The following is a 21,118-nucleotide window of genomic DNA, read 5'->3' as shown; positions in this document are numbered from 1 at the left end:
CCGCAGACAAAGCAAAAGCAATCAGTGTTATCTGGGCGAGCGGGCGGGGTTGGCTGGGCCAAACCAACCACCAGAAGAGCCGGGCCCGTGCCCCGCCCGCGCAACCGAGTCCCACCGCGAGAGAAAGGCAGGCATATGGGCGCCACGATTCAGGATTTCGAGCCAAGATCCAAGCCCCTCGACGAGGAGACGCGCGAGCAGCTCGTCTCCAAATGCCAGGAGAACGGCTGGCTCAAGGTCGACGGCTACGACTGGCAGGACGACCCGTTTCTCGAGGAATATCCCTACGAGTTCATGCGCATCGACGACATCGACGCGCTTCGCGAGCACTTCGGGCGCGGCAACTGGGCGATCCGCCAGGGCGTTGTGTTCGACGACCTGGCGTTCATCAACCAAGTGAACGGGGGCGACGAGTGGTGGACCCTCAAGCGAGACGGCGAAGGGTGGATGGCATTCGAGTCGACGAGCTTCGCCTACGTCATCGAGGCGAAGGGCCGCGCCGCGTTCGAGACGCTCGTGCGCTCGATGCAGCTCGCAACGCCGGCGCAATGCAAGGCCCTCGACTACTACGACAAGGACGCGTCGGCCAAATGGGCCGCGGAGCGCAATCCGCGCACCCCCGAGCTCGAACGCCCCCTCGCGCAGCGCGCCTCAGACGCCCGCGAAGCCGCATCCGCCCGAAACGGCCGCAGCCAAGTGCCGCGCCGCGAGGCCCAGGCCATCGACTAACGAAAACAACCAGCAAACCAATCGCTGGGACAGCTTGTCCCAGCGAGGAATCCAGAGAAAGGAGCCAACCCATGGCAACGGATTTCGGAGACGAGAGCGGCGAGAAGCTGTTCGACTGGATGCTCAGGGTCGGCCAAGAAGCCGGCCAGGAAGCCCTCGCCAAAAGCGCCGAGGGCCTCGCCGAGGCCATCAGGAGCACGTGCGCCAGCATCGAGAAGAGCGAAGGATCGGGAGGCGCCGCCGCGAAGACCACCGAATGGGCGAAGCTCAGCATGCGCGAGTTCGAGGACCTTCCCGAATACGAGACCCTGGCCGACATGATCTCCTCGCAGCTCAAGAAAGAGGGCGTCGAGCACGCCTTCGCGAACGAGGGCGGAAAGCGCTTCCTCGTGTTCAAGGCGAAAGAGACGCCGTCGGTGGCCCGGGCGTTCAGGCGAATCGAGGAATCCATCCCAGAGGCGTGCGAGCGCGCGAAGGGCGTCTTGGCCAAAGGCGAGCCCCTTAAGGAGCGCGCCGCAAGGGCGCGCGCCGCCGCCGAGCAGATCGCCCAAAAGGCCGACAAGCCCCGCGAGATCGAGATCGCCCAAGCGAGGGCCAAATAATGGACGCCGCGCTCGTGGCTGCAATAGTGGCAACGCCTGCGGCAACTGCCACCGCGAACCTCTACGCCGCCAACCTCGCATCGCTTCCCGGAACGCCCATCGAGAACCTGGCGGAAGCGGCGGCGACCCTGCCCTCGTACTTTTTGGCCGGAGGCAGCCTCTCCGCAGACCCCATCGCCCTCTGCGCTGCGGCCTTGGGCGCCTGCGCGGTGTGGGTCGCCTATGCCAACCATCTCATGGGCAGCGCCGGCACGCGCAAGGGCGAGGAGCATGGAAGCTCGCGTTGGGCGACTAAAGCCGAGATGCGTGCGTTCGCCGACGCCAAGGACTCCGACAACAACATCATCCTGACGCAGAACTGCGCCCTCGCCCTCGAACCGAGGAGATTCGACCAGAAAACGGACCGCAACAAGAACGTCATGGTGGTCGGCGGCTCGGGCTCGGGCAAGACCCGCTATTACGTCAAGCCCAACCTCCTGCAGATGAACTGCAGCTACTTCGTCACCGACCCGAAGGCCACGCTCGCGGCCGAGCTGCGCGGGGCTTTGGAATCCGCGGGATACCGGGTCGTCGAGTTCAGCACCATCGATATGAACAGCTCGGCGCACTACAACCCGATCGCGTACGTGAGAAACGAGGCCGATGTCCTCACTTTCGTGGAATGCCTGATAAGGAACACCTCGGGCGACGGCGAGCACTCGGGCGACCCCTTCTGGGAAGAAGCCGAGCGGCTTCTGTACGTCGCACTCGTCTCCTACCTGGTGTTCCATTGCCCAGAGGCGGACCGCAACGTGCCGGGCCTGCTCACCCTTTTGGGCTTGGCCGAGGCGCGCGAGGAGGACGAGGGCTTCAAAAGCCCGCTCGACATCGTCTTCGAGGAGCTCGAACGCGGGGCGCGCTTCACCCAAGTCGGCGCTCGCAATGCGTTCGACGCGGAGAGCCGCGGCTTCGACGACGCCGCCGGCGCTTGGCGCTGGGTCGGGGTCGCGAACCCCGTGAGCGCGGAAGAAGACTTCGCGCTGTCCAACTACAAGGCGTTCAAGACGGCCGCAGGCAAGACCCTCAAGAGCATCATCATCTCATGCAACGTGCGGCTGAAGCCACTGTCGGTCAAGGAAGTTTCCGCGCTGCTGAGCCGCGACGAGATGAGCCTCGAGTCCATGGGAGACGCTGGGCAGAAGACATGCGTCTTCGCATCCATGAGCGACACCAACCCGACCTTCAACTTCCTGTTCACGCTGCTCATGTGGCAGACGGTCGACGTCCTTTGCAACACGGCGCTTGAGCGCCACGGCGGAAGCCTGCCGACCCATGTGCACTTCGTCTTCGACGAGTTCGCGAACATCGGCGAGCTCCCGAACTTCGAGCAGACCATATCGACCGTGCGAAGCAGGAACATCTCCTGCTCGGTGATAGTCCAGTCGTTCGCTCAGCTTGAGAAGCGCTACCGCGAGGGCGCCGAGATCATCAAGGACAACTGCGACACGACGCTGTTCCTCGGCGGCAAGGGGTGAAGACGAACAAGGAGATCTCCGAGGCGATCGGCAAGGAGACCGTTTCGGCCATGACGGTGAACGACTCGCGCGGCCAGGGCTCGTCCACCACGCGCAATCGGCAGATCATCGAGCGCGACCTCATGCAGGCAAGCGAGGTCGGCCGCCTGCCAAGGGACGAGGCGATCGTGCTCATCGCGGGCGCCAACCCCATCCGCGACAAGAAGTACAGGCTCGAAGGGCACCCGCGCTACGGGATGCTGGCGAAAGGCAGGTGACGATGCCCGGAGAAGGCAAAAGCAGCAGGGCCGGCCCCGAAAGCCGAACCGGGAACGCGAGCTTCCACCCCCGCGGCCCCAGACCCCACTGCCTCATGCAAAGGAGCGATCCCGCTCCGAACGAAGATTCTACCAGGCGCCGCCCGTCTTCCACAACTGGCGCGGCGCCCGACATGCAAAGGAGCAACAAACCATGCTATCCCAGATCATCAGCCTGGTATCGGGCTGCGTAACGTTCCTCGGCGGCTTTTTGGTCGTATGGGGCGCTGTCTCGCTCGGCCTCGCCATTCGCGAGCAGCAGGGCGGCAGTCAGATCGCGAGCGCGATTTCCACCATCGCCGGCGGCGCCATCATCATCGCGGCAGCCGTCTACTTCGGCATGCTCGACACCAGCTGGCTCCCCGCCTAGGCCGGGGGGCGTAGAGCATGTCGCTTCAAATTCCCATCCAAAAAGACATCGGCGAGTACGACGAAAAGATCGTCGGAAAGCTCACCCTAAGGACGCTTTGCTGCCTGGCGCTCGGCTTCTCCGCCGCGGTGGCGGTTGCCGCGGTCCTTCACTGGGGACTCAAGGTTGATGTCTCGGCCATGACGCTGCCAATCATGGCGGCGGCCCTGCCGTTCTGGCTCGCGGGGTTCTGCAAGCCCTACGGCCTGCCCTTCGAGAGGTTCGTCCCGCTGCTTGCATCCCACGCACTGAACAACCAGTCGCTCGTGTACCGCAGCTGCGCGGCGATCGAGAAAGCTTCTCATCCAAATGGAAAGAAACCCCGCAAGAAGACGCAACACGAAAAACGCGCGTTCAGGAAGAAAGGAAGCGAGAACTATGAGCCGACAAAGCAAGCAGCGCAGCTCCAAGCGCGAGGATAGCGCCAAGAGCGTGCGCACCCAGGGAGCGATGTCGCGCCTGCTCGCCGTGCTGGCCAGCAGGAAGCCGAAGGAAAAGGACCCCGGCCGCGACGAGGCCCGTGCCCGCAGCAGCAAGAAGCGCTGCTCAAGCGCAGACGCGGCGAGTTACATCGCCTACGACGCGCTGTACAAAGACGGCATCGCCGAGGTCGAGCCCGGCCTCTTCAGCCAGACCGTCGAGTTCTCCGACATCAGCTACCAGTCCGCCCGAAAGGAAACCCAAGAGCAGATCTTCACCACCCTGAGCTCGCTCTACAACTACTTCCCGGCGGAATCGAGCGTGCAGCTGACCATCGTGAACACCCCGATCCCGCGAGAGCTCATCGGGAAGAAGGTGTTTTTTGAACCAATCGACGAGCGCACCTTAGGATACGTCGACGAGTACAACCGAATCCTCAACGACAAGATGCGCGAGGGCGTGTCGAACCTCGTCCGCAGGCGCTTCCTCACGTACTCGGTGCCCGCCGAGAGCGTGGAGGCCGCCGTGCCCAAGCTCTCGCACATCAGGTCGGACATCGCGTCGACCCTGGCGCGCATCCGCTGCGACGCATCGCCGCTCGGCGGACAGGAAAGGCTCGAAGCGATCTCGACGCTCGTCCGCCCGGGGCACACGCCGTCGTGCGACTGGGACAAGCTGTCCCAGCACCCGCGGCTGCGAACGAAGGACCTCATCGCGCCGAACCTCATGGACTTCGCCCCGGCCGGGCGCGCCGACGCCGTCGAGATTGACGGCATGTACGCGAGCGTGCTCGCGCTGCGCGATTTCGGAAGCGTGCTCGAAGACCACTACCTGGCCTCGATCATCGACCTGCCCATGCCGCTCGCCGTGTCGGTGCACATCGCGCCGATCGTGCAGTCGGAGGCGATCGCGCTCGTCAAGCGGCAGATCGACTGGATGGACAAGGAGATAATCGACGAGCAGACGACGGCGGCGAAGAAGGGTTTCAGCCAGTCGATCCTCACGCCCGAGATCCGCTACGCAAAAGAGGAGGCCGAGGAGCTTCTCGACTTCCTCCGCAACAAGAACGAGCATCTCTTCGAGTACACGGGGCTAATCTACACCTACGCCGACTCGCTCGAGGCCCTCGACCGCCAGGTCGCGCAGGTGAAGTCCATCGCGCAGGGCAACTCCATCGCCGTGGCAAGCCTCGACTTCCGCCAGCGCCCCGCGCTCAACTCGGTCCTTCCGCTCGGACGAAACCACCTTGAGTTCACACGCTACCTGACCACGGGGCAGGTGGCCATGCAGATGCCGTTCGCATCGCTCGAGCTGAACCAGGAAGGCGGCGGCTACTACGGGCAGTCGAAGCAGTCCGGCAACCTTGTCGTCTGCAACAGGAAGCTCTTGGCATCCCCGATGGGGTTCGTCTGCGGCAAGCCGGGCTCAGGCAAATCGTTCAGCGTCAAGCGAGAGATAACCAACACCGTGCTTGCTTATCCCGAGGACCAGATCATCGTGTTCGACCCGGCCGGCGAGTACCCGACCCTCATCGAGGCGCTCGGCGGATCGAACATCGCGTTCTCCCCGGATTCGCCCACGCGCTTGAGCCCGTTCGACCGCTCGGACGTCGCCAACATGGCCACGACCAGCCAGATGGCGTTCAAGATCGACGCCTTCCTCGCGCTCTCGTCGGCGATGATGGCGGAGGGCGACGAGGGTTTGCCGGAGGCGGACAAGTCGATCATCACGCGCTGCGTCGAGGCGGCCTACGCGAAGCGCGGCGGCGACGGCACCCCGACGCTTTCCGACTTCTACGAGATCTTGAAAGCCCAGCCCGAGCGGGAGTCCCGCGACATCGCGCTACGCTACGAGCGCTACGTGAGCGGGCCGCTCTCGTTCTTCAACTGCCAGAGCAACGTCGCCTTCGAGGACCGCATCGTCAACGTCGACCTTCACGAGCTGTCGAGCAGCATGCGCGTGTTCGGAATGCTCACCGCGCTGGAGGCCGTGCGAAACCGCATGTACGCGAATTACGAGCGCGGCGTGACTACGTGGCTCTACATCGACGAGGTGCAGTCTCTCTTCGGGCACCCCGCGATCATCGAGTACTTCACGAAGTTCTGGGCGGAGGGCCGCAAGTTCAACCTCATCGCAACCGGCATCACCCAGAACTCGACCTACATGCTGGCGCACGAGGACGCGCGCAACATGGTGCTGAACTCAGATTTCGTGCTGCTGCACAAGCAGTCGGCGCTCGACCGCAAGAGCTGGGTCGACCTGCTGTCGCTTTCCGCCGCCGAGGCGGGCTACATCGACGACACCATCAAGGCCGGCGAAGGGCTGCTCGTTGCCGGCGGGGTTCGGGTCCCCATCCGCGACGACTTCCCGAAGGGCGCGCTCTACGACCTGTTCAACACGAAAGCCACCGAGATTGCCGAGCTGAAGCGCAAGCAGCGCCGCGAGGGAGTTGGCCGATGAGTGCCGGAATCCGCGAGGTGGTCACGTCGGAAAAGGCCGACCTGCTGAACACCGGCACGGTGAAGGACGCGGAAGGGCAATCCGCGTCGACCTTGGCGCAAAGGGAAAGCGCCGCCACGCAACGGCAGGCGGCGGCGCGGCCCGATCCAGGCTGCGCCAAGCCCGCGGAGGGCAAGCGCGGCAAGTCTAAATGCGGCAAGGATCCCATCGACGCAGATCGGCACGCCGCAGACGTCGCCCGAAAGCCCGCCAAGCTCGAACGGGCGAAGGTCGAGGCGAAATCGGCGGCCATGTCGGCGCTCGTCGGAGAATTGGACGATTCGGAGGAGCTTTCCGGCACGCAGCGCGTATACGACGCCGCTCGCGCGGGAAAGAGGATCGCGGCGCGCGCGAAAGCCCGAAAGAGCTTGGGGCGAGAGGCCGGCAAGTCGAACGGCGCCGCCGTCCGAAGCCGCGTGCCGGGCGTGGGCGCGAAGGCGGGCAACGCCGCGTCCGCGGGAGCTTCGGCACAGGATACGGCCGCTGCGATGGCGGCCCCGCCCGACGCCGAAATCCGGCTTGCCGCAGGAGCCGCGAAGTCCTCGACCGCCGCCACCGGCGCTGCCGGCGCCGCAACGGCCGCGCCCGCAGCGGGGATCGTCGCCGGAATGCTCATGTTCGTCGTGGCGATGCTCGCCGTCGGCCAGATCGCCGGCGCGCTCTTCGGGTTCTGGGACAACGAGTCGAAGAAGCAGAGCCTCGCCGGCCTGCCGCCCTACATCACCTACGAGATGGTCGAGGCGGCGCTTGAGGCGCAAGAGGACTACGGGCACCCCGCCGGATGCACGATAGCCCAGATCATCGTCGAATCGGGGCAAGGCGACCACATGAGCAGGCTCGCCACGCGCGACCACAACCTGTTCGGGATGAAGTGGGCCCCTTCGTTCGCCGCTGCGCCCGAAGTCGCCGGCAAGGCGAACTGGGTCACCGGCGAGGAGGTCGACGGGGCGCACGTGACCGTAACCGACTCGTTCACGGTGTTCAAATCGGACGCGGACTGCATCAAGTTCAGGAGCCGCGTGTTCCTGGCAAGCCCCACCTATTCAGGGAACGCCCTTATCAGGGAGGCCGTTTCCGAGCGGTCTTCCGACAAGATGGCGGAAGGTCTGAAAGACGCGGGATGGGCGACCGACTCGGCCTACGTCGAGAAGCTCAAGGCCGTGATGGACCAATACGGGCTGCGCGCTTTCGACGCCATGGCGCCCGGGGATTTGGCCAACTCCTCCGCCGGAGGCGCCTCCGTCGTCGCGGCTGCGTTCTCGCAGCTCGGCGTGCCCTACGTATGGGGCGGCACCACGCCGGGCGTGGGCCTCGACTGCTCGGGCCTCACGCAATGGTGCTACCGCCAGGCCGGGATAGCGATACCGCGCAACTCCGAGGACCAGGCGACGGCGGGAACCAAGGTCCCGCTTTCGATGGCGCAGCCGGGCGACGTGCTCTGGCGGCCCGGGCACGTGGCCATCTACATAGGAGACGACTCCTACATCCACGAGCCCCAGACGGGCGACGTGTGCAAGGTGTCGCAGGAAATCAGCTACTTCACCTGCGCTCTCAGGTTCAAATAAGGAGGATGGAGACATGAACGGAAAAACAAAGATCGTGGCCGCCGTGGCGGCGGGCGCCGTCGCCTTGACGATCGGCGCGGGAGCCGCCCGCTGCTCGATGGACGCGCCCGATGCCCAAAACGGGCAGCAGGCGCCGCAAGAGCAGGCGTCGGGAAAGCAAGACGACGCGAAGGCGAGCCAATCTTCGCGGCAGGCGCCCGATGAGCGGCAGCCAAGCGAAAGCGAGTTCTCGTCGCTGGCGAACACCTCGTGGACGAGCCGCGACGGAGCCTCGAAGCTCTCGATCACCAAGGACGCGCTCATCGAGCGCACGGCCGACTCCGCAAGCGTGATCTACTACACGGTGAGCGACGAGAAGACCGACGCTGCGGGCCTGAGCGTGACCCTGAGCGCCTCCGAAGACATCGCCGTGCCGGGCGCCGATACGGTCGTGCGCATCGAGAACGAGGGCGCATCGACGACGCTGACGTGCGATTTGCTCAAAGCTACCTACGTCCAGGACGGCAAGGCGCAAACCGCGCTGTCGATAGCCAGCGACATACAGGATCTCTGCGCGCTCACCGGCAAGAACGAAGCCGACTTCGAGTCGACTCTCGAATCCTTCGCGAAGGCGCATTCGCCTTACGCAACGTCGGCAGCGTGGGACGAAGAGGTCTGGATCGACTACGGCGCGCACAGCACCTTGACCACGTTCACGCTCGATGACGCCGCTTCGACCATCGTGACGGTTAGCGTGTCCCAAGACGGGGCCATGGGGGCGGTGTAGCCATGGGCGCGCACGTCGAAAGGATGGCCATCCGAAAAGCGGCCGTCTTCGCCGCGCTCTCGTTCGCGGTCTGCTGCGCGGTGTTCGTGCCGACGCAGCCCGCATGGGCGGGCATCGCCGAGGACATCAACGGCTGGCTGTGCGACATGCTCCGTGGCGTGTGCAACTGGGTGTTCGCCGCGCAAGTGGACGTCTTGAAGTCCATCGGCTACGACGGGATCCTCGGCGCCGGCTTCCGGAACATGCTCGGCACGGCCGGCGACGTGTCGGTGTACGACGTGGTGCGCGGCATATGGTCGGTGGCCGTGCTGCCGATCGGCTGCGGGGTCCTCTCCCTCGTGTTCACCATCAAGCTCATCCAGATATCCCAGCGCATGGACGGAAGCGCCGGCATGCCCGGCGTGAAGGAAGTGGTCTTCCTCCTCGTCTTCTTCGCGGTGTTCCTGTTCCTCATACAGAACAGCTTCGACCTCATGACATCACTCTACGAGGTGGTCGGCCTCGCGATACGCAGGGCGGCGGACCTCTTCGGCACCGGCAGCCCGATGGACCTGGCGAAGGTCTCGATAGTGACCACCGACGATGACGTGGCCGCCCTCGTGGCGATGCTCGTGGTCTCCCTCATCAGCTGGCTCGTGGTGCTCGTCGCCTACATAGTGAGCCTCGTCGTCTGCTGGGCGCGCGCCATACAGCTCTACGTGCTTGCGATGCTCGCGCCGATCCCGCTGTCGCTCATGGCGCTCGACGAAACGCGCCAGGTGGGCGTCGGATACATCAAGAACTTCGCCTCGGTGAGCCTCGCCGGCTTGGTGATACTTGTCCTTCTCATAGCGTTCCCGATCATCCTGGGCGGCCTGGTAGCGGCCAACCCCGGGACGGGAACGCCGATCGACGGGATAGCCAACGGGCTCACCTACGCGCTGCAGTACCTGGCCATGTGCGTCCTGCTGGTGCTCTCGCTCGTTAAGAGCGGCTCGTGGGCAAGGGATGCCATGAGCGGCTTCTAGCGAAACCGGGCAGACCGAAAGGAGGTGGTCGCGATGGGATGACCTGCGCCGGGCGGCCGCGGCGCTAAAAGCGGCCGCGCAATGCAAGGCCCTTCCACACCCGGCCTTGAGTCAAAAATCCAAGAACATGCAAAGGAGACAGCAATGAGCGAAGACAAGAAGAACGTCTACGTCACGCTCCACAAGGACTTCGTGCGCACCGGCATCGAGTACGCCGACCGCGCCACGGGCGAGACGAGGACGTTCAACTCGGTGACGCTGCCCAAAGGGACCGTCATCGACGGAACCGACGTGGGCTACTACCAGTTCAACCCGCTTTTCGTGAACCCCTCGCGCTTCAAGGGGGAAGACTACCGGGACATCCCGCTGCTCGCCAACCGAGAGGTGCGGCTTTCGAAGACCCTGCTCGACGACCAAGGGAAACCCGTGATGGGCGAAGACGGCAAGCCTATGCGCGACACCGTCTACGCGATGCCGGCGCAGATCAAGGGCGCCCTCGACGAGGCGCGAAGCCGCTACCTGCAGGCGCAGTCCAAGACGCGCGACGAGCGCACCCTGGCGCAGCGCGCGAGCGACGCCCGAAGCGGCGCATCGGCGCTTGCCAACGAACATGCCCCTTTCGACTCCCGTGACCGCTAGGAGGTGCATCATGGATGAAAGCAAGGAAGCAGCCCGGGCCGCGAGCCCCGAAGACGTGCGCGGGAAGCTCGCTCGCTGCCTGCTCGCCCTCTTGCTCGCAGCGTCGAGCGTTGCTGGCGTGCTATCATCGCTCGGCGCGAAGGAGGCGCACGCGGCGGAAACCGCCTACCTGAGCGTGGGCGGCAACATCCCCTACGCGGGGTTCTTCACCACGTGGATGTGGGCAGACGGCCAGATGGCCTACTGCGCCCAGCCCTCCAAGGCGACGCCTTCCGAGGGCGGCTACGAGAAGGCGCCTTTGAGCACCGCGTCAGGCCGCGACGCCGAAGCCGCCGCCGACCTGTGGTTCGGATGGGGCGGTCCGGGCTTCGACTACTCCATGTGGCCCGGCGCTTGGTACGACGGCACGCCGATGAACGACGCACGTTACGCAGCGCTCACGCATATCATCCTGTCCGACACGTACAGCTCAAACGGCGACCAGGCCATGCATGGGTGCACCCAGGCGTTCCGCTCGTGGTGCCAGCAGAACGTGCTCGGCTTCGACGACAGCGGCTCGGTGATCAACGGCGACGCCACGGGACGCCTCATGTGCTCGCGCATGGGCGAGGTCAAGCAGTCCTTCAAGGCGTTCCAGCTCTACACGGGAAGTTTCTCGCAGATGATCGTCTCGTTCAGCTACACTCCCTACGGCAGCGTCGAGCTTGAGAAGCAGTCGGGCAACGATGCCATGAGCAGCGGCAACGACGCGTACTCCCTTGCGGCCGAGTACATGCTCTATTCGGACGAGGCCTGCACGCAGGCGGTGTCCGTGATGGCCCTTGACGACTCCGGCCGCGGCAGGATCGACGAGGTGGAGCCCGGCGACTACTGGCTCAAGGAGTCTAAGGCCGCATCTGGGTTCGCCATCGACGAGGCCGCCTACGCGGTGACGGTCGAGTCCGACAAGGCCGCCACCGTTGCGGCCGGGCATGTTCAGGACACGCCGCAGTCGAACGCCGTCGACGTTGTCGTAGCCAAGGCAGACGCCACCACCGAAAAGGCCCAGCCCCAGGGCGATTCCGCTCTCAGCGGCGCCGAGTTCACCGTCGAGTACTACAAGGGGATCTACTCCTCGGCCGACGAGGCCCGCGCATCGGGCTCGCCTGAGCGCACCTGGGTCCTTGCGACCGACAACGAGGGCAAGGCCCATCTGAACAGCGATTCCAAGGTGTCCGGCGATGCGTTCTACTACGCATCCGACGGGACGACGCCGGTCATCCCGCTCGGCACCGTCCTCGTGACCGAGACGAAGGCGCCCTGCGGCTACAACCTCGACGACGGCCGAGGCAATGCGCCCGAAACGCATCTCGTTAAGGTAGAGTCGGACAACGACCGCATCGAAGCCGTTTCGACTTACAACTCGCCCGTGGCGAAGGACACTGTGAAACGCGGCGACTACCGCCTCGTCAAGGAGGTGCCGGTGTCGATCTACTCCGAGGGCGCAGGCGACATGCCGCAGGACGCCAAGCGCGTGCTCGTCCCCGGCGTCGAGTTTCAGCTGATCAATGATTCGGCGAACCCGGTGGTTTCCCCCGAAACCGGCGAGGAGATCGCGCCCGGCGGCGTCGTGTGCACCATAACGACCGACGGGAACGGGCTAGCCACCACCAAAGACAGCAACGCCGATGCGAACGGCTGGGCGAAGCCCGAGGGCTGGAGCGCGGCGCTGGCGTACGGCACCTATTTCGTGCACGAGGTCATCCCCGCCGACGTCGCCGCGAAGTTCAAGGCGGAATACGGCAAGACCCTCCTTCCCATCGATGACTTCAAGGTCACGATCTCCGACGAAGGGCAGTACGATCCGCCGGTTCTGGTGAGCAACAAGATCCCGCAAACGCCGCTCAAGGTGGTCAAGGCCGACGCCGAAACCGGCAAGCGGATTCCGCTTGCGGCGAGCTTCGAGCTGTATGACGCCGACGGCGATCTCGTCACCTATACCCTCCATTACCCGGACGAGGAGGTCGTGAGCACGTGGACCACCAACGAGCGCGGCGAGCTCACCTTGCCGATGGTTTTGGGGGAGGGGTGCTACTTTTTGAAGGAGGTCGCAGCGCCCGAGGGCTACGTCCTCGATTCCGAGCCGGCAGCCTTCACGGTTTCCGCCGACTACCGTGGATGGGACGATCCGATCGTCCTGACTTTCGAGGACGCGCCCCAGAAAGGCATCGTAACCGTCTCGAAGACCGACTCCGAGACGGGGTCGCCCGTCGACGGCTCCACCTACATCGTGAAGGCCGAAGGCGACGTCTCCACCCCCGACGGAACCCTGCGCTACATGGATGGCCAAATCGTGGCGACGCTCACCACCGGCGCGGACGGACGCGCGACTAGCGAGCCGCTCTACCTGGGGACATACACCGTATACGAGGCGAAGGTCAAAGACGGCTACGCCCTCGACGTTGCCGAGAAAAGCGTTGCCCTGACCTACCAGGGCCAGGAGGTCTCGGTGTTCGACGAGCAGATTGACGTGACCGATGCCCCGACCGAATTGCGCCTGGCCAAGGTGGATTCGCTCGACGGTGAATCGCCTATCGAGGGCGCCGTTTTCCGCGTCTGGAGCGATGCGGGCGACTTCGACCAGACCCTGAAAACCGACGAAAGTGGCGTCATCGACCTCAAGTACCTGAAGCACGGCAGCTACCACCTGCAGGAGGTAGCCGCGGCGGAGGGCTACGTGATCAGCGACGTCGACGAAGACGGCAACGCCAAAACCCACGATTTCGAGGTGAACGACCAGGGCATGGCCACGCTCGACGGCGATTCCATGCAAGCCAAGCTCGCCATCGTGGTCGAGAACATGCCCAAGACCATGGGCACCACCGCGGCCGACGGCGACAGCGGCACCCATGAGGGCCAGGCGCGCAGCGGCATGTCGATCGTCGACAGCGTCGCCTACACGGGATGCATCCCCGGCGAAACCTACAAAGTAACTGGCAAGCTCATGGACAAAGCCACCGGCCAGCCCGTGCTCGACGCCGAGGGCAACGAGATCACGGCCGAGAAGGAGTTCGTGGCGGAGGGCTTCGAGGGGTCTGTTGACATCGAGTTCAAGTTCGACGGATCCGGCCTCGCAGGCGCCTCGCTCGTTGCGTTCGAGGCGATGCACGACGCCGAAGGCAGCATCTATATGAATCATGAGGACATCGACGACGAGGGCCAGACCGTCAACGTCGTCGACATCGCAACCAAGGCCCACGATGCGGAAACCGGCACAAACCAGGGCACCGTGGGCGAATCCGCGACGCTCGTGGACGAGGTGGGCTTCGAGGGGCTGACCCCCGGCAGCCGCTACAAGCTGTTCACCACGCTGGTGGACAAGGCGACCGGCGAGCCCGTTGAGGATGCCGCCGGCAACCCGATGGTGATCGAAACGAATTTCGTGCCCGAGGCGCCCGACGGCACCGTTGAGGCCGTGTTCGAGCTCGATACCGCTGACCTAGCTGGCAAGTCCCTCGTGTTCTTCGAGAAGCTCGCCGACGACGGCGACAACGTCATCGCGAAGCACGAGGACATCGGAGACGAGGGTCAGACCATCGAGCTTCCGGAGCCTGATGTTCCCCAAAACCCCGTAGGCAAGGGATACCCCAAGACGGGCGCCGATGCGGCCAAGGTGGCTGCTGCGGCAAGCGCGGCGGTGATCGTGGGCTGCGGTGCGGCCGGCGCGGCCTACGCCGCGGCGAAGCGTCGCAAGAAGGCCGGCGAAGAGGTTGAGGAACCGACCGCCGAACCTGTCGAGTAGCAACAAATCGCCGCAAGTTCAGGCGGGCTTCGATCGAGGCCCGCCTTCTTTATTGGAAAGAGCGTAAATGAAGAAGATGAAGAAGATCGCCGAGGCGCTCGGCCTAGTGCTTGCCGCGCTCGCCGTCGCCGCGCTATGCACCTGGATCGCCGCGGACGACAGCGACGAGGCCAAGATCGCACGGTCGCTCGAAGGCGCCGTATCAGAGGAAAGCGAGCATGAGGAGCCCCGGGGAATCGACTGGGACAGCTTGTCCCAGGAAATCGTCGCGTGGGTGGAGGTGCCCAACACGAGCATAAGCCAGCCTGTAGTCAAGGCCGACAAGCAGAACCCGAACGCTTATCTCTTTCTCGATGCGCTCGGCCAAGGCGGCTACGGCACCCCATACATCGACGCCGACTGCACGGAAGGGTCGCTTCTCGTCCCGATCTACGGGCACAACATGTCGGACGGCGGCGTGTTCTCGGATTTTGCGAAGTACAGCGACGAATCGTTTGCCAGGGGTCATTCGAGAATCGACCTGTACACACGTGATGGCCGCTCGTACAATCTTTCGGTCATCGCCGTCGACGTGGTGGATGCGAGATACGAAACCATGTGCCCGAGTTTCGGCGATGCGGAAGCGGTTGCGAAACAGGTCGCGAAGAGCGACGTTGTCCTGCGCAAATACGACGGCGAAAGCAAGGTATTCGCGTTCACGACCTGCTCCTATCAGGCGGCCAATTCCCGAGCCATCGTGTATGCGGTGCCGAATCGATGAGATAGCGGAACGCTCATCTGCGAATACTCGCCCTTGAATGCTTCTTCCGGCAATTTTTATGATATCGGGCGGTATAATACTCAGAAACGCATTTGTATTGCATTTTGAGCGATAGGGGCACAGATGCCGACGACGTACAAGCAACTCATAGACGCTAATCCAAGCCAAACCGAAATTCGCAGTTACCTTGTGGATGGTGACCAGGTGTCCGTTACTCTGCGCATCCCCGATACCCTGCGCGACGCGGCGAAAGAGGAGGCGGCCCTGCGGGGCATGAGCTTCTCCGCCTTCGTGCGCACCTGTATGATCGAAGAGCTTGCGAAGAAGGGGGCATAGAGGCGTGCAACCCGACTTCTTCGACAACAGGGCGCGCATCGTCAAGGACGACCTTGTCGCCAATATAGCCGACGGCGATCGCGTGGCGATAGCCGCGTCGGTGTTCTCCATGTACGCCTATCAGGAACTCGCAACCCAGCTTGAAGGCATCGACGAGCTGCGCTTCGTCTTCACGTCGCAGGCGTTCACCAAGCAGCGCCCCCCGCGCGAGAAGCGCGAATTCTACATCCCGCGGCTTTCCCGAGAGCAGGGCCTTTGCGGCACCGACTTCGAGATCAAGCTGCGCAACGAGCTCACGCAGAAGGCCGTCGCGACCGAGTGCGCCGACTGGATCCGCCGCAAGGCGCGTTTCCGTTCCTTCGAGGGCGAGGGGCGTATGAGCGGCTTTCTGAACGTGGAAAAGACCGACGACAACGTGGCCTACATGCCCTTCGACGGCTTCACCACGCGCAAGCTCGGCTGCGACAACTCCGCGGAAGCTCCCGATGTGACCATGCGCCTGGACGCCTCCCAGTCGCGCGCCCTGCTCAAGCAGTTCGACGACGCCTGGGACTCGGGCGAGCTCCACGACGTCACCGACGCCGTCATCGACGGCATCACGGCAATGTATCAAGAAAACGCGCCAGAGCTCATCTACTACATGGCGCTCTACCGCATATTCAGCGAGTTCCTGGACGACGTCTCCGAGGACGTGCTGCCCAACGAGGGGCTGGGCTTCCGCGACAGCCTCATCTGGAACAAGCTCTACGACTTCCAGAAGGACGCGGCGCTCGCCATCATCAACAAGCTCGAGACCTACAACGGCTGCATCCTGGCAGACTCCGTGGGCCTTGGCAAGACGTTCACCGCGCTCGCCGTGATCAAGTACTACGAGAGCCGCAACAAGGACGTGCTCGTGCTGTGCCCCAAGAAGCTGCGCGACAACTGGATAACCTACAACTCGAACGTCGTGAACAACCCCATCGCGGGCGACCGCCTGCAGTACGACGTGCTCTACCACACCGACCTCTCGCGCACGCGAGGCACGTCGGAGACTGGGCTGCCCCTCGACCGCCTGAACTGGGGCGCGTACGGGCTTGTCGTCATCGACGAGAGCCACAACTTCCGAAACGGCGGCGACTCGGCGTCGGAAGACAAGATGAACCGCTACCAGCTGCTTATGGAGAAGGTCATCAAGCAGGGCGTGAAGACCAAGGTGCTGATGCTCTCGGCCACGCCCGTGAACAACCGCTTCCGCGACCTGCGCAACCAGCTCGCCCTGGCATACTGGGGCGACCCCACGGGCTGGTCGGAGAAGCTGCGCCTGGAGAACGACATCGAGACGGTGTTCCGCAACGCGCAGACCGTTTACGCCCGCTGGTCGAAGCTGCCCGGCGAGCAGCGGACGACCCGCGCCCTCACCGACATGCTCGACTACGACTTCTTCGAGGTGCTCGACCAGGTGACCGTGGCGCGCAGCCGCAAGCACATCCAGCGCTACTACGACATGAGCGCCATCGGGCCCTTCCCGAAGCGCCTGCCGCCGATATCGAAGCGGCCCAAGCTCTCGACGCTGGCGAACGCGATCAACTACCGCGAGATATACGAGGAGCTGGACTCCCTCGCGCTCGCCGTGTACATGCCTAGCTCGTACGTGCACCCCAGCAAGATGGAGAAGTACGCGAAGATGGGCGGCGGCGGAAACCTCACGCTGGGCGGTCGCGAGACGGGCGTGCGCCGCCTCATGACGACGAACCTGCTCAAGCGCCTGGAGAGCTCGGTGTGCTCGTTCCGCCTGACGCTCGAACGCGTACTGGCGGCGATGAGCGCCGCCCTCGAGACCATAGACGACTACCGCAGGGGCCTCGCCTCGGGCGCCAGCGTGGCCGACGGCGACCTGCCGGGCGGGTTCGACTTCGACCCCGACGACGAGAGCGGCTTCGAGGTGGGCGGCGCCACGAAGATCCTCGTCGAGGACATGGACTGGATGAGCTGGGAGCGCGACATCGAGGCGGACGTCGCCGTCATCGAGGTCCTGATCTCGATGGTGCGCGACATCGACCCCGCCCACGACGCCAAGCTCATCGAGCTGTGCGAGCAGATCCGCGAGAAGTCGCAAGGCCCCATCAACCCGGGCAACCGCAAGGTGCTCGTGTTCACCGCGTTCTCAGACACGGCGGACTACCTCTACGAGAACGTCTCGGCCTTCGCGAAGCGCGAGCTCGGCCTCGAGTGCGCCAAGGTCACGGGCGACGGCTGCGCCTGCACGATAAAGGCAGTGCCCCCGCACATGCAGGAGGTGCTCGCCTGCTTCTCGCCCGCGTCGAAGGAGCGCGACGTGGTGGCGCCTCAGCTTTCCGGCTGCGACGTGAACATCGTTATCGCCACCGATTGCATCTCGGAGGGCCAGAACCTCCAGGACTGCGACTACCTGGTGAACTACGACATCCACTGGAACCCCGTGCGCATCGTGCAGCGCTTCGGCCGCGTTGACCGCATCGGCTCTAAGAATGACCGCATCCAGCTGGTGAACTACTGGCCGGACGTCGAGCTTGACGAGTACATCAAGCTCAAGGCGCGCGTCGAGGAGCGCATGCGCATCACCGTGATGACGTCCACCGGCGACGACGACTACATCAACGCCGACGAGACGGGGGACCTGGAGTACCGCCGCCAGCAGCTCGAGCAGATGCGCGACGAGGTCGTGGACCTGGAGGACGTCTCGGGCGGCGTGTCCATCACCGACCTGGGGCTCAACGAGTTCCGCATGGACCTGGTAGGCTATTACCGCGACAACCCCGACATCGACCGCCTTCCGAGCGGCATCAACGCCGTGGTGGAGGGCGACGAGCCAGGCGTCATCTTCGTGCTGCGCAACGTCAACAGCAGGATCGACCGCGACGGCGCGAACCACCTGCACCCGTTCTACGTGGTTCGCATGGGGTCCGACGGCTCCGTAATTCACGGGCACCTGGAGCCCAAGGCGGTGCTCGACGACATGCGCCTTTTGTGCCGCGGCAATTCCGAGCCCGACATGGCGCTGTGCCGTGCCTACAACCGCGAGACCAAGAACGGCCGTGACATGCGCCGCGAGGCGGGGCTCTTGCGCGACGCGGTGGCTTCGATCGTAGACTCCAAGGAGGCGTCCGACATCGACAGCTTCTTCGGCGGCGGCACGACGAGCTTCTTGGAGAACGACATCGAGGGGCTCGACGACTTCGAGCTGGTGTGCTTCCTGGTGGTGAAGCCCAGATGCTAGGGCTTCCGAGCACGACCGAGGTGGGCCGCCGCATACCCAAGGAGGCCTTCTACGGCCGCCTGAAGGTGAGCGCCGCGCTGCGCCAGTCCTTCATCGACGACGTCGAGCGCTTCGTGATCGCGAACTCGATAAAGACCTCCACGACCGGTATCCCCGACGGCGAGCGCGTGCACGAGGTGCTCGTGGTGGAAGTGGCGCTCAAGAGCCGTCGCGTCCCCGAAGAAGTGCTGGCACTTGTGGCTCAGACGAACCCTCATAAGCTGCTGTTCGTCTGCACCCACGGCGGCGAGGCGTGCCTAGCGGTGATGCTGAAGAGGCTCGTCGTTGGATCCTGGTGCTCACTTGACTGCCTCACGCTCGACGTGAACGTAAGCGACGTTGACGCGGTGTGGGATTCGCTTGCGTCCCAAGTGGTCTACAACGACGTAGGCGGCGGGTCCGAAACCGTAGAGGAGCGCTTCGAAGCAGATGCGAAGCTTAAGGCGCTGCACGAAGAACTTGCGCGCATAGAGGCACGCGGGCGCAAAGAACGGCAGGTGGCGCGCAAGAACGCGCTTTTCGACAAGGCAAAGGAACTCAAGCGGCAGATCGCCGCCATAGAGGAAGGCAGATAGATGGAAAAGATCGAGCTAGGCACGCCCGACGGTGCCGTTGAAAACATCGAGAAGATTGCCAGGCTGTTCCCTCAGGTGGTGACCGAGGTAGAGAACACCGACGGTGAGCTTGCACGTGCCGTGGACTTCGACGCGCTGCGCGATCTTCTGGGTGATGTGGCTGAGGGGCAGCGCGAACGTTATCAGTTCACTTGGCCTGGTAAGCGCGAGGCCAAGGCCGAGGCGCGCCGCCCTATCTACAAAACGATGATTCCCGAGCCGGACAAGTCTAAAGATTGGGACACCACGGAGAACCTCTACATCGAGGGCGACAACCTTGATGCTTTGAAGATAATGAAGGAAACCTATGCTGGCAAGGTGCGCTTCATTTATATCGATCCCCCATATAACACCGGCAAAGACGCTTTTGTATATCCAGATTCTTTTCGACAGAACGATGCAGACTACGAGCAATTAAGCGATGAATGGGCCAATGGCTATCAGATGGTGACCAATACCGAAGGGTATGGAAAGTTTCACTCAGTATGGTGTTCGATGATTTACCAGAGGTTAGTTCTCGCAAAGGACTGCCTAAGCTCAGATGGCATCATATGCATAAGCATCGATGAACATGAGCTGATGAATCTCATCAAAATATGTGATGAGATATTTGGGGCTAGCATGCGCGTTGGCATTTTCAAATGGAATAAAACTAGCAAGGCACCAACACTGAGTAGATACATAAGGAATAAATACGAATACGTACTTACTTACCGCGCTCCAAATTGTGAAGGATTGCGAGGGCCCGACTCATACAATACCGCCGCGCCATTGTTCAATAGCGGTAATGGCCATTCGCGGCTTTTGATTCCCAAGGGAGTTATTGACTGCACGTTCGCTGATGGCATATACCCTGCTGGCAAATATGGCGATGGAGATAAATACGTAACTCTTCACAAGGACTTTATCGTTAGAGACGGCATAAACGCTAACGATATTGATATAACTGGTAGATTTAAATGGAGTCAAGAAACCTTGAACGACCGAGTTTCAAACGGGCAAAGGCTTCTATTCAAAAACCCTAAGTTTGTGACCCTTTATTACTATCTGGATAGCACAGGAAAGTACATCGCGCCTTCCGACCTCTTGAACAAGGACGAGTGTGGCGTCTTGAGAAACGATGAGGCATTTAACGAAGTAAAAGACCTATTTGGCTTTCCTCTGTTTGAATATACCAAGCCTGCTTCTCTAGTTAAGTATTTAATTCGAATGATTCCTGATGATAGTTTTACGGTGCTTGACTTCTTTTCGGGCTCTGGGACAACCGCTCAGGCTGTTTTCGAGCTTAACAGGGAAGATGGGGGGGAAAGAAGTAGCATTCTTGTCCAAATACCAGATAAGTGTCCCATAGGAAGTAATGCAGCTGAAAACGGATTCAAAACGATTTGCGAAATCGGCGAGGAACGAATTCGCCTTGTAGGAAAGAATATTAAAGCTCAGATTGACAAGGAAAACGAGCAGCTCGAGCTCGGTGCCGAGCCCAAACCCTATCCTGATTTGGGCTTTCGCGTGCTGCGCATCGACTCCTCGAACTTCAAGGACTTCTACCTCACGCCTGGCGAGACCGCCCAGGAAAGCCTCTTCGACTTCGCCGACAACGTGAAGGAGGGGCGCTCCGACCTTGATCTGCTCTTCGAGGTGCTGCCCAAACTCGGCATCCCGTACTCAGCGAAGATCGAGGAGCGCATGCTCGCCGGCAGGAAGGTCTTTTTCGTTGACGGCGACAAATTGGCGGCATGCTTCGATGCGAACGTGGGTTCCGACACCATCGAGGAGATGGCGAAAGCCAAGCCCTGGTACGCCGTCATCCGCGACTCGTCCATGGCCGACGACGCCACGCACGCCAACTACGAGGAGCTCTTCCGCACCTACAGCCCCGACACCGTTCCCCAAGTGATTTAAGG

At 62.9% G+C, this 21,118-nt stretch carries 17 protein-coding genes; all 17 read left to right on the top strand.

Annotated elements, in window-relative coordinates; all coding sequences use genetic code 11:
- The first annotated feature begins 135 nt into the window (after positions 1 to 135).
- Positions 136 to 729: a peptide ABC transporter substrate-binding protein gene (locus C1877_RS07745; RefSeq protein WP_114568875.1), complete on the top strand. Its 594-nt coding sequence runs from the start codon at positions 136 to 138 to the stop codon at positions 727 to 729.
- Between the two features lie 71 nt (positions 730 to 800).
- Positions 801 to 1,331, top strand: coding sequence for a DUF3801 domain-containing protein (locus tag C1877_RS07740; RefSeq protein ID WP_114568874.1), 531 nt, complete (start codon positions 801 to 803; stop codon positions 1,329 to 1,331).
- On the top strand, positions 1,331 to 2,845 hold the full coding sequence (locus C1877_RS07735; protein ID WP_261798092.1) for a VirD4-like conjugal transfer protein, CD1115 family: 1,515 nt from the start codon (positions 1,331 to 1,333) through the stop codon (positions 2,843 to 2,845). Before C1877_RS07740 ends, C1877_RS07735 begins: the two co-directional genes overlap by 1 nt.
- A complete protein-coding gene (locus C1877_RS15910) occupies positions 2,842 to 3,102 on the top strand; it encodes a type IV secretory system conjugative DNA transfer family protein (RefSeq protein ID WP_261798091.1) in 261 nt (86 codons plus the stop codon). The genes C1877_RS07735 and C1877_RS15910 overlap by 4 nt, the downstream gene beginning before the upstream one ends.
- A gap of 193 nt (positions 3,103 to 3,295) precedes the next feature.
- Positions 3,296 to 3,511: a hypothetical protein gene (locus C1877_RS07730; RefSeq protein ID WP_015540573.1), complete on the top strand. Its 216-nt coding sequence runs from the start codon at positions 3,296 to 3,298 to the stop codon at positions 3,509 to 3,511.
- A 17-nt stretch (positions 3,512 to 3,528) separates the two neighbouring features.
- Positions 3,529 to 3,972: a PrgI family protein gene (locus tag C1877_RS07725; protein ID WP_114568873.1), complete on the top strand. Its 444-nt coding sequence runs from the start codon at positions 3,529 to 3,531 to the stop codon at positions 3,970 to 3,972.
- A 10-nt stretch (positions 3,973 to 3,982) separates the two neighbouring features.
- Positions 3,983 to 6,430, top strand: a complete 2,448-nt coding sequence (locus tag C1877_RS07720) for a VirB4-like conjugal transfer ATPase, CD1110 family (protein WP_114568944.1) — start codon at positions 3,983 to 3,985, stop codon at positions 6,428 to 6,430.
- Positions 6,427 to 8,034, top strand: coding sequence for a glucosaminidase domain-containing protein (locus tag C1877_RS07715; protein ID WP_114568872.1), 1,608 nt, complete (start codon positions 6,427 to 6,429; stop codon positions 8,032 to 8,034). The genes C1877_RS07720 and C1877_RS07715 overlap by 4 nt, the downstream gene beginning before the upstream one ends.
- A 13-nt stretch (positions 8,035 to 8,047) precedes the next feature.
- A complete protein-coding gene (locus C1877_RS07710) occupies positions 8,048 to 8,800 on the top strand; it encodes a hypothetical protein (RefSeq protein WP_114568871.1) in 753 nt (250 codons plus the stop codon).
- Positions 8,801 to 8,802: 2 nt separating this feature from the next.
- Entirely contained in the window at positions 8,803 to 9,807 is a 1,005-nt protein-coding gene (locus tag C1877_RS07705) for a VirB6/TrbL-like conjugal transfer protein, CD1112 family (protein ID WP_114568870.1), read from the top strand.
- Positions 9,808 to 9,951: 144 nt separating this feature from the next.
- A complete protein-coding gene (locus C1877_RS07700; RefSeq protein ID WP_114568869.1) occupies positions 9,952 to 10,446 on the top strand; it encodes a DNA gyrase in 495 nt (164 codons plus the stop codon).
- Positions 10,447 to 10,456: 10 nt separating this feature from the next.
- Entirely contained in the window at positions 10,457 to 14,227 is a 3,771-nt protein-coding gene (locus C1877_RS07695; RefSeq protein ID WP_114568868.1) for a VaFE repeat-containing surface-anchored protein, read from the top strand.
- A gap of 67 nt (positions 14,228 to 14,294) precedes the next feature.
- Positions 14,295 to 14,987, top strand: coding sequence for a class B sortase (locus tag C1877_RS07690; RefSeq protein ID WP_015540565.1), 693 nt, complete (start codon positions 14,295 to 14,297; stop codon positions 14,985 to 14,987).
- A gap of 123 nt (positions 14,988 to 15,110) precedes the next feature.
- A complete protein-coding gene (locus tag C1877_RS07685) occupies positions 15,111 to 15,323 on the top strand; it encodes a YlcI/YnfO family protein (protein ID WP_015540564.1) in 213 nt (70 codons plus the stop codon).
- Between the two features lie 4 nt (positions 15,324 to 15,327).
- Positions 15,328 to 18,561 (top strand): helicase-related protein, encoded by a 3,234-nt coding sequence (locus C1877_RS07680; protein ID WP_015760167.1) that lies wholly within the window; start codon positions 15,328 to 15,330, stop codon positions 18,559 to 18,561.
- A complete protein-coding gene (locus C1877_RS07675; protein ID WP_114568867.1) occupies positions 18,555 to 19,175 on the top strand; it encodes a DUF4391 domain-containing protein in 621 nt (206 codons plus the stop codon). Before C1877_RS07680 ends, C1877_RS07675 begins: the two co-directional genes overlap by 7 nt.
- Positions 19,176 to 21,116 carry a site-specific DNA-methyltransferase gene (locus tag C1877_RS07670; RefSeq protein WP_114568866.1) on the top strand — a complete coding sequence of 647 codons (1,941 nt, stop codon included), beginning with the start codon at positions 19,176 to 19,178 and terminating at the stop codon, positions 21,114 to 21,116.
- Positions 21,117 to 21,118: the final 2 nt, after the last annotated feature.

Origin of the sequence: Gordonibacter pamelaeae, assembly GCF_003340385.1 — a bacterium.
Lineage (GTDB): Bacteria > Actinomycetota > Coriobacteriia > Coriobacteriales > Eggerthellaceae > Gordonibacter > Gordonibacter pamelaeae.
Note: the sequence above shows the minus strand (reverse complement) of the source record. Positions and strands in the feature narration are given on the sequence as shown.